Source organism: Streptomyces sp. NPDC058880, assembly GCF_042742535.1.
Taxonomy (GTDB): Bacteria; Actinomycetota; Actinomycetes; order Streptomycetales; family Streptomycetaceae; genus Streptomyces.
Map to the genome: position 1 here is coordinate 72,840 of NZ_JBHYMC010000012.1, position 12,280 is coordinate 85,119.

At 71.1% G+C, this 12,280-nt stretch carries 12 protein-coding genes; 4 read left to right on the top strand and 8 right to left on the bottom strand.

Annotated elements, in window-relative coordinates; all coding sequences use genetic code 11:
- Positions 1-67: 67 nt before the first annotated feature.
- Positions 68-496, bottom strand: coding sequence for a Fur family transcriptional regulator (locus tag ACFW2G_RS09985; protein ID WP_384446545.1), 429 nt, complete (start codon positions 494-496; stop codon positions 68-70).
- Between the two features lie 313 nt (positions 497-809).
- Here ACFW2G_RS09985 and katG point away from each other — a divergent pair, with 313 nt between their 5' ends.
- On the top strand, positions 810-2,996 hold the full coding sequence (gene katG / locus ACFW2G_RS09990) for a catalase/peroxidase HPI (protein ID WP_384446547.1): 2,187 nt from the start codon (positions 810-812) through the stop codon (positions 2,994-2,996).
- Positions 2,997-3,063: 67 nt separating this feature from the next.
- Here the strand turns inward: katG and ACFW2G_RS09995 are convergent, their stop codons facing one another.
- From ACFW2G_RS09995 to ACFW2G_RS10005, 3 genes are all read right to left on the bottom strand, one after another.
- Complete coding sequence (locus tag ACFW2G_RS09995; protein ID WP_037917445.1) at positions 3,064-3,594, bottom strand: hypothetical protein; 531 nt, start codon at positions 3,592-3,594, stop codon at positions 3,064-3,066.
- A gap of 126 nt (positions 3,595-3,720) precedes the next feature.
- Positions 3,721-4,347, bottom strand: a complete 627-nt coding sequence (locus ACFW2G_RS10000; protein ID WP_384446549.1) for a nucleoside/nucleotide kinase family protein — start codon at positions 4,345-4,347, stop codon at positions 3,721-3,723.
- A 77-nt stretch (positions 4,348-4,424) separates the two neighbouring features.
- Positions 4,425-5,255 (bottom strand): class I SAM-dependent methyltransferase, encoded by an 831-nt coding sequence (locus ACFW2G_RS10005; RefSeq protein WP_384446551.1) that lies wholly within the window; start codon positions 5,253-5,255, stop codon positions 4,425-4,427.
- A 147-nt stretch (positions 5,256-5,402) separates the two neighbouring features.
- Here ACFW2G_RS10005 and ACFW2G_RS10010 point away from each other — a divergent pair, with 147 nt between their 5' ends.
- Entirely contained in the window at positions 5,403-6,296 is an 894-nt protein-coding gene (locus tag ACFW2G_RS10010; RefSeq protein ID WP_384582186.1) for an endonuclease/exonuclease/phosphatase family protein, read from the top strand.
- A 58-nt stretch (positions 6,297-6,354) separates the two neighbouring features.
- Here the strand turns inward: ACFW2G_RS10010 and ACFW2G_RS10015 are convergent, their stop codons facing one another.
- The 3 genes from ACFW2G_RS10015 to ACFW2G_RS10025 form a co-directional block, all read right to left on the bottom strand.
- Positions 6,355-7,509 carry a hypothetical protein gene (locus ACFW2G_RS10015; RefSeq protein WP_384582184.1) on the bottom strand — a complete coding sequence of 385 codons (1,155 nt, stop codon included), beginning with the start codon at positions 7,507-7,509 and terminating at the stop codon, positions 6,355-6,357.
- Positions 7,510-7,680: 171 nt separating this feature from the next.
- A complete protein-coding gene (locus ACFW2G_RS10020; RefSeq protein WP_106967518.1) occupies positions 7,681-8,364 on the bottom strand; it encodes a DUF4360 domain-containing protein in 684 nt (227 codons plus the stop codon).
- Positions 8,365-8,412: 48 nt separating this feature from the next.
- Positions 8,413-9,057, bottom strand: a complete 645-nt coding sequence (locus ACFW2G_RS10025) for a DUF4360 domain-containing protein (RefSeq protein ID WP_037917436.1) — start codon at positions 9,055-9,057, stop codon at positions 8,413-8,415.
- Between the two features lie 715 nt (positions 9,058-9,772).
- Between ACFW2G_RS10025 and ACFW2G_RS10030 the strand changes: the two genes are divergently transcribed.
- Positions 9,773-10,300 (top strand): flavoprotein, encoded by a 528-nt coding sequence (locus tag ACFW2G_RS10030; RefSeq protein WP_384446557.1) that lies wholly within the window; start codon positions 9,773-9,775, stop codon positions 10,298-10,300.
- 81 nt (positions 10,301-10,381) lie between these two features.
- Positions 10,382-11,749 (top strand): pyridoxal phosphate-dependent decarboxylase family protein, encoded by a 1,368-nt coding sequence (locus ACFW2G_RS10035; RefSeq protein WP_384582181.1) that lies wholly within the window; start codon positions 10,382-10,384, stop codon positions 11,747-11,749.
- A gap of 76 nt (positions 11,750-11,825) precedes the next feature.
- Here ACFW2G_RS10035 and ACFW2G_RS10040 read toward each other — a convergent pair whose 3' ends face one another.
- Complete coding sequence (locus ACFW2G_RS10040; protein ID WP_384582179.1) at positions 11,826-12,179, bottom strand: hypothetical protein; 354 nt, start codon at positions 12,177-12,179, stop codon at positions 11,826-11,828.
- Between the last annotated feature and the right edge of the window lie 101 nt (positions 12,180-12,280).

Below are 12,280 nucleotides of genomic sequence, written 5' to 3' on the forward strand. Positions count from 1 at the left end.
GCCCCTGTCACCGCGTCCAGGCCGCCGCGCTCGGGCCGCCAAGGCTTGAGCGTTCAGGCCCCCGCGTTCAGGCGCGCGACGGTTCGGCCGTACAGGAGGAGCACAGGCCGCGGTAGACCACCTCGACCCCGGACACGGCGAAACCGAAGCGCTCCCGCGCCGGAAGGCCGTCCAGGAGGTCGCCGGTGGGGTGGACGTCGCGGATGAGCCCGCAGCCGGAGCACACCAGGTGATGGTGCGGCCGGTGTGCGTTGGGGTCGTAGCGTTTCGCCCGCCCGTGCGCGGCGAGCTCGGCGACCTCGCCCAGGGCGACCAGCTCGCCGAGGGTGTTGTACACCCCGGCCCGGGAGATCTCCGGCAACCGCCGGGCCGCGCGGGCGTGCACCTCGTCGGCCGTCAGATGCACGTGCTCGCCGTCGAGGACCTCCGCGACGACCCGCCGCTGGGACGTCAGGCGCCAGCCGCGCCCCCGCAGCCGTTCCAGCAGCTCACTCATTTCGGCTCACCAGTTCACGCTCGGCGGGACACAAGGGCTTCGGCGGACCCTGCCACAGGCCCGAAAAGCGAGCTACAGATTACCCGGCGGACCACGACGGCCAATGCTTTCTCGTCGGCGCAGCGATAACGATGATCGTACGATCTCTCCTTTTCCTGTCTTTCCCGTACGGCCTAGATGTCGGGAATGGTGGTTGGGCGGGTATGCCCTGCGTGTTCTCTCAGTCTCCCGGTGCGCGGTGCGCGACCATACGGACGCCGTCAAGAGCGAGCGGTCAGCAGATGGAAGCACCGAGACAGGAAGAAGGACGGACGTGTCCGGCAGCGAAAGCGAGAACCCCGCAATCCCCTCCCCGACGCCCGAGTCCACTCGTCCCAGGACGAACCGGGACTGGTGGCCGAACCAACTGGACCTACAGGTTCTCCACCAGAACTCGCCCCAGGCCAGTCCGATGGGCGAGGACTTCAACTACGCGGAAGAGTTCGCGACCCTGGACGTCGACGCGCTGAAGCGGGACGTCTTCGAGGTGATGACGACCTCGCAGGACTGGTGGCCCGCCGACTACGGCCACTACGGCCCACTCTTCATCCGGATGAGCTGGCACGCCGCCGGGACCTACCGCATCGCCGACGGCCGCGGCGGCGGCGGTTCCGGCGCGCAGCGCTTCGCCCCCCTCAACAGCTGGCCGGACAACGCGAGTCTGGACAAGGCGCGCCGTCTGCTCTGGCCGGTCAAGCAGAAGTACGGCCGGAAGATTTCCTGGGCGGACCTGCTGGTGTTCGCGGGCAACTGCGCCATGGAGTCGATGGGGTTCAGGACTTTCGGATTCGGCTTCGGTCGGGAGGACATCTGGGAGCCCGAGGAAGTCTTCTGGGGGACGGAGGACACGTGGCTGGGAGATGAGCGCTACCGGGGCGACCGGGAACTCACCGGGCCTTTCGGCGCCGTGCAGATGGGACTGATCTACGTCAATCCCGAAGGCCCCAATGGAAATCCCGATCCGATCGCCGCGGCGAAGGACATTCGCGAGACGTTCGGCCGCATGGCGATGAACGACGAGGAGACGGTCGCGCTCATCGTGGGCGGCCACACCTTCGGCAAGTGCCACGGCGCGGTGGACCCCGAGTACGTCGGTCCGGAGCCCGAGGCCGGGCCGCTGGAGCAGCAGGGCCTCGGCTGGCACAACTCGTACGGCAGCGGCAGGGGCGTGGACACGATCACCAGCGGGCTCGAGGGCGCGTGGACGAACGAGCCGACCCGATGGGACAACGGGTACCTGGACAACCTGTTCCGGTACGACTGGGAGTTGACGACGAGCCCGGCCGGGGCTCACCAGTGGACCCCGAAGGATCCTGCGGCCCAGGACACGGTGCCGGACGCGCACGATCCGTCGAAGCGGCACGCCCCGATGATGCTGACGACGGACCTCTCGCTGAAGCTGGATCCGATCTACGCGCCGATCTCGAAGAGCTTCCACGAGAACCCGGACAAGCTCGCCGAGGCGTTCGCCAAGGCCTGGTACAAGCTGCTGCACCGCGACATGGGGCCGGTCTCGCGGTACCTCGGCCCCTGGATCCCGGAACCTCAGCTGTGGCAGGACCCCGTTCCGGCGGTCGACCACGAACTGGTCTCGGCCGGGGACGTGGCCGCGCTCAAGGGCCGGATCCTCGCCTCCGGGCTGACCGTGTCCCAGCTGGTGACCACGGCCTGGGCGTCGGCGGCCAGTTTCCGCGGCACGGACAAGCGCGGCGGGGCGAACGGCGCCCGGATCCGGCTCGCGCCGCAGAAGGACTGGGAGGCCAACGACCTGCCCGAGGTGGCGCAGGTGGTACAGACCCTCGAAGGGATCCAGCAGGACTTCAACGGTCAGGGCGGCGGCACCAAGGTTTCGCTGGCCGACCTCATCGTCTTGGGCGGGTGCGCGGCGATCGAGCAGGCGGCGAAGAACGCCGGGCTCGACATCACCGTCCCGTTCGCGCCGGGGCGCACGGACGCGACGCAGGAGCAGACCGACGTCGAGTCGTTCGCCGTGCTCGAACCGCGGGCGGACGGCTTCCGCAACTACCTCCCCGCGGGCGAGAAGTTGTCGCCGGAGACGCTGCTGCTGGACCGCGCGAGCATGCTGGACCTGACGGCACCCGAGATGACGGTGCTGATCGGCGGCATGCGGGCGTTGGACACGGGCTTCCGGCAGTCCCGGCACGGTGTGTTCACCGACCGGCCGCAGACCCTGACGAACGACTTCTTCGTCAACTTGCTGGACATGGGTACGCAGTGGAAGGTGTCGGCCTCGGACGAGAACGTCTTCGAGGGCCGGGTCGGCGGCGAGGGCGAGCCCCGGTGGACCGCGACCGCCGTGGACCTCGTCTTCGGCTCCAACTCCCAGCTCAGGGCCCTCTCGGAGGTCTACGCCTCCGGGGACGCCCGGGAGAAGTTCGTCCGTGACTTCGTGGCGGCGTGGAACAAGGTGATGAACCTCGACCGGTTCGACCTCGTCTGACGCCGGTGTCCCGGCCGGCCTTTCACGGAGGCCGGCCGGGACACCGGACGGTACGTCAGGGTGCGTGTCAGAGTGCGCTCTTGGACGCGGTGGAGACGACGCACTCCTTGTACTCGCTGCCGTCGCCCTTGGCGGTGTACAGGGCGGTGGCCTCGGTCTGCTGGGACGCGCCGGCCTTGACCTTGAGGCCGTTGACCCTTGCGGTGGCCGCCACCGCGCTCGACCCGGCGGCCGGCTTGAACGTCATGGTGATGTTGTAGGTGTACTCCACCGAACCGCTGTTGGTGACGGTCAGGCGGGCGACCAGGTTCTTGCCGGCACCGTCCAGCTTGCAGCTGTCGATCTTGATGTCGCGCTCGGCCCTGTCCCGGCCGGAACCGCCCGTGGTGGTGCCGCCGGTACCGCCGGTCGTGCCGCTGCTGCTGTGGCCGCTGTCGCTCCCGCCGGTGCCGCTGCCCCCGCTGCTGCCACCCGAGCTGCTGGAGCTCGAGCTGGAGTGGCCGCCGCCGCAGCTCCCGCCGTGGGAACCACGGGCACCGGTGAGCGCGACGATGGCGATGCCGAAGACGGCTATCGCACGGACATGACGAAACTTCACGTTCTACCCCGTTGGAATGTCAGGAAACGAAGAGCGCCCGTTTTGACGAGCACACGTCACCCTAACAGCGCATTCGGACAACCCGATTCCGCCACGCCGACCGCCCTTTCGGACGACGGGACGACCTCAGCCGGGATCGACGACGAGGTCGGCGCGGTGGCGGCCGGGCGCGACGAGGCGGGCGTTCGCCTCGTCGGAGCGGCCCACCCACTCGCGTGCGTGGGCCGGCTCGCTGCCGTACCGCACGTGCCGCTCGACCAGCCGCCGGATCCGGGTGTCCTCGTCCGGAGCGCAGTACCAGGCCTCGTCGAGCAGCGGCCGCACTCCGGCCCACTCCCCCTCGTCGTGCAGCAGGTAGTTCCCCTCGGTGATCACCAGCGGCACGTCCGGATACACGGGAATGCGGCCCGCGATCGGCTCCTCGATGCTCCGGTCGAAGGCGGGCGCGTAGACCGCGGCGTCCCTGGATCCGGGCGTGCGCAGCCTCGCCAGCAGGGACACGTAACCGGCCACGTCGAAGGTGTCCGGGGCGCCTTTGCGGTCGGCCCGGCCGAGCCGGTCCAACTCGGCCTGCGCGAGGTGGAAGCCGTCCATCGGGACCACCACGGCCGTCCGCGGGCCGAGCGCATCGGCCAGCCGGTCGGCCAGGGTCGACTTTCCCGCGCCCGGCGGCCCGGCCACGCCGAGGATCCGCCGACCGCCCCGGACGGCCAGCCGGGCCGCCCTCTCCACCAGCTCCGTGGTCGTCCGCACGGGCGTATCTTGCCCGACCGACACGTACCGCGGGAGACGGTCCGGGCCGGGGGCAGGCGGGAGGTTCGCGACACGCCTCAGGCAGGCGACTTCCAGCCCCAGGCTGTGAGCATGCCCGGCGACAGCCCGGTGCACCGGGACGACGCCAGACAGCGCACCGCTTCGTCCAGCTCTGCGTCGTCGACGAGGCCGGTTCCCACCATCGCCCCGCGGGCCCGTTCCCAGGTGTCGGCCCAGAACCTGCTGATCGGGCTTCCCGGCAGGAGGGGTGGTACGTGGATCTCGGCGGCCACGCCTTCCAGCCCGGCCTCCCGCAGGAGCTCCGGATGCCGCGGCACCAGGGAGACGTCCGTGCCGATGCTGTCGCGCAGTCCCTCCCACATGGCCCGCATGGCACGGGTGTACGGAGTGCGGGGCGCGGAGGCCGTGGTCAGGTCGACCGCGTCGCTGACGACGAGGACGCCGCCGGGGGCGAGGAGGCGGCTGAGCCTGGCGACCATGCGCTGCGGGGAGGGCAGGTGCATGAGGACGAAACGGGCGTGGACCAGACGGAAGAGGCCCGGGGCGAAGTCGCCGGCGGTGACGTCCGCCTGGAGCACGGTCAGTCCGGGCACGGGGTGCGCGGCAAGGAACCGTACGTCACGGTCCACCGCGAGGACCCCGGCTACTTCGGCTTCCGCCAGCAGGCGGCGGGCCACCGTGCCCGTTCCCGCTCCGACGTCGAGGCAGGTCCAGCCGGGGCCCGCACCCAGTGCCCGCAGCCGGGCCATGGTGGTGTCGTCGTAGGCGAGGGCGCCGAGGTCGATGCGGTCGGCCTCGCCCTGCCGGTCGGGCCGGAAGACCTGCTCGCCGTAGCGTCCCCTGCCCGGCGAGCCGGCTCCGTCCGGCGAAGGGACGGTGTCAGCCATGGTGCCATTGTCCCCTCGATCGGCCGCGCCCGCGTGGCGCCCCGGGCCGGCGGGCGAGCGGGCGGTGCATCGCCGCCCACGCTCGTCCGGCCCATCCGGGGCCGGTGTCGCGTTGCCGGGGGCTCCCCGCGGGAAAGCGTCACGGGTGTGCGCCGATCCCCTGCCTCCCTGGCCGTTCTGGCCCTCACTGCCGCCCTGTCCTGCGTCCTCGGACCGGCCGTGCCTCGTGCGGCCGCGGCCGGGACGGTCCGGCTGACGAGCTACAACATCTGCGGCAACATGTGCGCCGCTCCCCCATACGATCGTGCGCGCAGGATCGCGGCCGTGGTCGCCGAGGCCGACCCCGGAGGCTGGGCCGCCGACCAACTCTTCCTCCAGGAGGTGTGCGAACACCAGTACCGCGAGGTCCTCGACCACCTGGGCCCGCTGGGCTACACGGGGTCCCACTCGGCCACCCTGCCCGGCGGGAACCCCGCCGTCTGCGAGGGCCACGCGTACGGGAACGCCGTCCTCGTGCGCGGCACGGTCTCGGACACGGCCGAACTGGTCCTGACGGTGGGTGGCGAGCGTGAGCCGATCACCGCGCCCTGCGTCCTGGCACCCCTCGCGGACCGGCCCACCTGGTCCTGTTCGATCCACCTCTACTGGGACGACGGCACCCTCGCGATGCCGGAGGCGGACGCGTTGGCGGCGCAGGCCCGCCGGTGGCTGGACGACGGGTTCGCCGTCGTACTCGGTGGCGACTTCAACCACTCCCCGCGCACGGACACGTTGTCGCGCTTCTACCTGCCGGAACGGGGTGACGGCGCCCACGGATCCTTCATCGAGGCCGACGAGAGCGATGCGGAGTTCTTCGACCCGGCCGTCTGCCCGCCGACGGCCACCGTCGCCTGCCGGTCGGGCGAGACGACTTTCGGCCCGAAGAAGCTCGACTACGTCTTCCTCAGCGCCCGGCACGTCCGAACGGCGGCGGCCGACGCCCTGCCCCTCGACACGGCGGTCTCGGACCACAGCCTCCTGCGGGCCACGGCCACCACCTGACCCGGAACGGCCGGAGGCGATCCGCCGAGCCGGGGGCGGCGGGATCAGCCGGCCGCTGTCACGGCTGGTCGGGCGACGGTGCCTCCGCCGGGGGCGGGGGCGGGATGGGAGTCGTCGCAGCACCGGCGGCGGTCGGAAGCGGGGCCGGGGGCGCGGCGGCGATCAGGGTCTCCGCGAAGTTCTCCTTGCACATCCGGAGGTCGACGTAGAGCAGCGCGCAGAGCAACGGTGGGAAGCCGAACTGGAAGAGCCCGCTGATCAGGCCGCCGACCAGGATGCAGATCAGGTACACACCGAGTCCGGCGATCGCCGCGCCCGGGTCCGGGTCAGCCCCGCCCGCATCCAGCATGGTCGGAAGGAACGCGGCCATACCGACGAGGGTGAACGGCATCTGGATGACGTAGCCCACGCCCGCCGCCACGAAGTAGCCGAGCATGGTGACGCCGAAGACGCGCCACCAGCCGTCCTTGACCAGGTGTGCGGAGCGCCGCAGCGCGGCGACGGCGCCGAGTTGCTCGCACACCGCGGCGGCCGGCGCGAGGCTGAGGCGCATCGCGAGCCAGACCGAGACGGGCAGGCAGACCAGCACGCCCAGGAACAGCACGAACAGGGCGGCCGGCGGTCCGGATCCGTCGGCGGACATGAGGACGAGCGGGACACAGATCGCGTAGACCAGGACCATCGGCCCCCCTGCGATCAGCCCGGCGAGCAGCACGGTGCCGAGCACCGAGGGCAGCCGGGACCAGCTGCGGCGCCACATCGCGCCGAACGTCGTGGGACGCCCCAGCACGGCCTCCTGGACGACGGCCGGACCGAGCGCGCTGATCAGCGCCGCGCCCACCAGCACCGTGAGCAACAGGAGTACCGCGGCCGGCACGAAGGCGAGGAGCAGGGCGAGCACGTCCTCGGCGGCGACGCTTTCGCCCGGTGCAAGGTCGAAGACGGCGGAGAACCGGTCGGACACGACCACGACCGCGATGCCGATCGCAAGGACCACGAGCAGGATTCCGATGCCCTGTACGGCGAGCATGATCCCGACCAGGGGCTTCCAGTACCGGCGGAACGACGCGAACGCACCCCCCAGCAGGTCGCCCACGCTGAGCGGCTGGAGGGGTATGACCCCCGGTTTCGGCGCCGACGGCGGCACCCAGCCGCCTCCCCACTGTGGCGTGGGCTGTCCCGGGTGGTGTGCCCACCCCGTGTTCTGCGACATCTGTCTCCCCCTCGGATCAGGGGATACCGTAGCCCGCCGCAGGTCGCGGCCGTGCACGGGCCCCGGCCCGGCCGCGACGCATCCCTCGCAGGTCGGCCGGCGGGTCCCGGCTGCCGGAGGCCTCCGCCCCACCCTCCGGCTCGGCGGAGCCTCCGACAACGGGCGCGCGTCCTAGTGGGGGCGCGGCCGGGGGGCGGGGCAGGCCTGCCAGGCGAGGTGGTAGAGCGTGCTCACGCTGGCGTCGGTGGAGTCCATCGTCATGAAGCTGGTGACGGCCTGCGGGTTGGACGTCCCCGCGTTCACCCGCAGTTCTGTGTTGATGTTGAAATTGCGTTTCTCGCCGCACGGCGCCCAGACGAGATCCGCGTACTCCGTCCTGTCGGTCGCCTGCCAGTTGTCATTGAGCGGACCGTTGAACGTATGGGTGCGCTGGGTGGTCGTCGGCATTCCCTGGAAGTAGTAGTTCGCCTTCTCCTGGCCCCATGCGCCGGGTTGGAGGAATGCGAATCCGCGGTAGTCCGCCTGGACAATGGCATAGGTGAATCCCGAAGGAACGTGCACCCGAAGGTTGAGCTGGCAGTTCTTCCGGAATCCGGTCGGCGGTGCTCCCGGCCCCACTTCCGCGAGGTAGTCACTGTAGGTCACGGTGAAGGCCGTGTTGTCGGGTGCGACGGCCACTTCTGCGGTGCCCTCCCGACAGCCTGAGCCGTTCACCGTGGCGAGTTCGATCACGATCTTGTCGGGCGGTGCGGTGATCTGCGGTGTGGGGCCGGCGGCTCCGGCCGGGGTTGCGGTGACCACCAGGGCAGCGGCCGCGGCTCCCGTGAACAGAGCGCGGGGCAAGGAATGGGACATCGTTGTCACTCCTGACCGTGAGGTGCGGGTTGCGAGGCTCACGCCGTGTCAGACCGCAGGACACTCCTTCCACGCGAAGTGGTAGACCGTGCTGACGCTGCCGTCCGTGGAGTCCATGCTCATGAAGCTCAGGGCCTGTGGGCTCGACGTTCCGGCGTACACCCGCAGTTCGCTGTTGACGTTGAGGTTGCGCTCCTCGCCGCACGGCGCCCAGACCAGGTCGGCGTACTCGGTCTGGTCGCTCGCCTGCCAGTTGTCGGAGTAGGGGCCGTTGAACTGGTGCGTCCTGCGGGTGGTCTGGGCCATGCCCTGGAAGTAGTAGTTGGCGCGCTCCTGGCCAAAGGCCCCGCGCTGGAGGTGGGCGTAGCCGCGGTAGTCCGCCCGGGCGATGGCGTACGTGAAGCCCTGCGGCACGTGGATCTGCAGGGCCAGCTGGCAGTTCTTGCGGAATTCGGTCCCGCCCGAGCCGGCTCCGGTCTGGGCGAGATAGTCGCTGTAGGTGACCGTGAACGAGGTGTTGTCGGAGGCAGCGGCGACACTCGCCGTCCCCTGGGGACATCCCGAACCGTTCACGCCGACGACGTCGACGGTGATTCTCCCGGGCGGATACGTGGCGTTGTGGGCTTGTGCCGGCATCGCCAGGGAAGACAGCGCCACCACCGCCGCGCCGACTGTGAGCCTGCGGAGCAACATCCTTCTCTTCTCCATTCATCGGGGCCGCCGATCGTATTTCGGCATGGACATGCCACCACGCGTCCACCGCCGAAGAAAGGACGGGATACGGACAACCGCCCCGGAACCGTGCGCGCAACCGTTCACTGGCTGAATTCCGTTGCGCCCGCGAGGCGCCGGCGCCCACCGCCGCTCCGGTGGCGCGACCATCGACGCAACCTGCCCGCGATGGACCGGAAAGGCCGGTTTGGGTGGAGCAGGCACCGGCCACCCCGGCCTCACCGGGCCCAGCGGACCCTGGAGTTCCACGCCCTCCCGGTCCGCACCCGTCGCCCCGGCCCCGCACCCGCAGCCGGTATCGCGTCCGCCTCCGAGGCGCCGCGACGCAGGTGGGGCGGTGGGGCGCGACGCGGTCCCGGACAGGCCCACCACCGTGCGCCGGGTGCACAACTTGGCCGGACCGGACGTGATGGCGGGCCCGGAACCGGCCCGGCACCGCGCCCGCTCCGGTCGGCGCGGTCCGGAAAACGGGTGCGGATGCCTGGGGCGGCCGCCGGACCGGGTCCGGTCCCCGCGCCGAACGCGCCCGAACCGGTGAGGGACCGCTCCCGCTCCGCCTCCGCGCGGGTGAGCGCCGTCTCGGCGGACGCAGCCGCGGCCACACGTTCGGCGAGCGCGGGCTCGATCCCGCTCCCTCAACCACACTTGAGGTTAAGCGATATGATCATATTGCCGCATGACCATGAAGACCCTCTACCTGCTCTGCTCCGCCGCCCCACCCGTGTTCGACGTCGCCCATGTCATCGAAGACGCCCAGGCCCGCGGCTGGAACGTCTGCCTCGGGCTGAGCCCCACCGCCGCGCACTGGCTCGCGGAGAGCCTCGACGGGCTCGCCGCCCTCACCGGCCACCCCGTCCTGTGGCAGTACCCGCTTCCCGGCGAACCGGAGCAGTGGCCGGCGGCCGACGCACTGCTCTACGCCCCCGCCACCTTCAACACCGTCAACGCCTGGGCGCTCGGCCTCACCGACACACTCACCGTCGGCCTCGCCACCGAGGCCCTCGGCAACGGCACCCCCGTCACCGCCGTCTCCTGCACCAACAGCGCCCTCGCCGCGCACCCCCGGTACGAGACGTCCCTCGCCACCCTGCGCGGCGCCGGGGTCCAGCTCCTTCTTCACGACAACACCCCCATGCAGGCTCCGTCCCATTTCCCCTGGGCCACGGCCCTGAACGGCCTTGGCCACACCGCTCCCCAGCACTGACGGCGCACACCACCACCCGGGGGGAAGAAACGTTCGATCCGCCGCTTGCGGGGCGTCGGCTCCTGCCCCATAGTCCGAGGTATGGACGCGCGCGAGGCCGCGCTCCGGCGGGCGCACGAGCATGCCGTGCGATGGCTCGCGAGCCTGTCCGAACGCCGGGTTCCCGCACGCGCCTCGGTCGAGGAGATCGTGCGCGCGCTCGGTACCGAACTGCCCGACGCCCCCGGCACTCCGGCGGACGTCGTCGACCTGATGGCCGCGGCCTGCGAGCCGGGACTGACGGCGTTCCCCAGCGGCCGCTTCTTCGGTTTCGTGGTCGGTGGCGCGGAACCTGCCGCGCTGGCCGCGGACTGGCTGGTCAGCGCCTGGGACCAGAACTCCGTGATGCGGGCCGCTTCGCCCGCGTACGCGGCGGTGGAAGAGGTGGCCGGTGCGTGGCTGCTCGATCTGCTCGGTCTGCCCGACGAGAGCGCCGTCGGATTCACCACCGGTGCCACCATGGCGAACTTCACCTGCCTCGCCTCCGCGCGCGACGAACTGCTGCGCCGCACCGGCTGGAACGTCGCCCGTGACGGACTGCCAGGCGCTCCGCCCGTACGCGCCGTCGCCGGCCAGGACCGCCACATGGCCGTCGACCTGGCACTGCGCTATCTGGGTCTCGGCGCTCCCGTCCTGGTGAAGGCGGACGCCCAGGGGCGCATGGAGGCGGATGCCTTGCGGGACGCCCTGGCGGACGGCTCCGAGGGCCCGACCATCGTGGTCCTGCAGGCCGGAGACATCCACTCCGGTGCTTTCGACCCGTTCACCGAGGCCGTCCGCGCCGCTCGCGCAGCGGACGCGTGGGTACACGTCGACGGCGCCTTCGGCCTGTGGGCGGCCGCGTCCCCCCGCCACGCACATCTGACCGCGGGCTGCGCACGCGCCGACTCCTGGGCGACCGACGCGCACAAGACCCTGAACGTCCCCTACGACTGCGGCCTCGCCGTCGTACGTGACGCCTCCGCGCTCCGGGCCGCGATGGGACAGCGCGGCGACTACCTCATCCAGCACGAACACGGCGACCCCGTCGACACGGTGCCCGAACTGTCCAGACGAGGGCGGGCCTTCACCGTGTGGGCGGTCCTCAGGTCCCTCGGCCGCTCGGGCGTGACCGACCTGGTCGACCGGCTGTGCCGGCACGCCGCCGCGTTCGCCGACGGCATCGCCGCGATCGACGGCGCCCGGGTGCTCAACGAGGTGGTGTTCACCCAGGTGTGCGCCGCGTTCGGCGACGACGAACGCACCGAGCGGGTGCTCGCCCGGCTGCTCGACGACGGTACGACGTGGATCAGCGGCTCCACCTGGCACGGCCGGCGCGTGATGCGCATCTCGGTGAGCAACTGGTCGACGACCGACGTCGACGTACGGCGCGCACTGGACTCGATCCGGCGCGCCGCGGCCGGAACCTGACCGGAGCCCGTGCCCGGGAACGTGACCGGGAACCCGCACCGGACGGCGTCGCCGCCGCCGCGGCCGGGTGTACGCGTCAGTGGACCACACTGAAGCTCCGCCAGGGACGGGTCCGGGGGGCCGTGACGTTCGAGAGCGTCGTCGCCACGTAGATCTCGTTGTTCGGCTCGTCGGACTGCTTGCAGTCCAAGTTCTGGTAGAGGATGACGTCGACGAGGGTGTTGTTCTCGACGTGGGTGGCCCCGTCGGGGATGGCGATCCGGTGGCAGCCCGTGACGAGGGTGTTGGAGTAGCTGATCTCGACCGGCGAGTCGTGGCCGCGGAAGCTGAGCTGGCCGACGGTGCTCCGCCCCAGACCCGAGCAAGCGGTGCCGCCGAGCAGCAGCGCTGCGGCCCCCGCGATGATGCCGATACGTCGCCTGTGGGACATGGTGCGGTCCTCGTCTGTGCGGTGGTGTCGGTCGGTCCTTGTCCACAGCGTGGCCCGGCGTGGCGCGGGTGGCCCGCTGTGCTCGGCCGACCGGATGAACG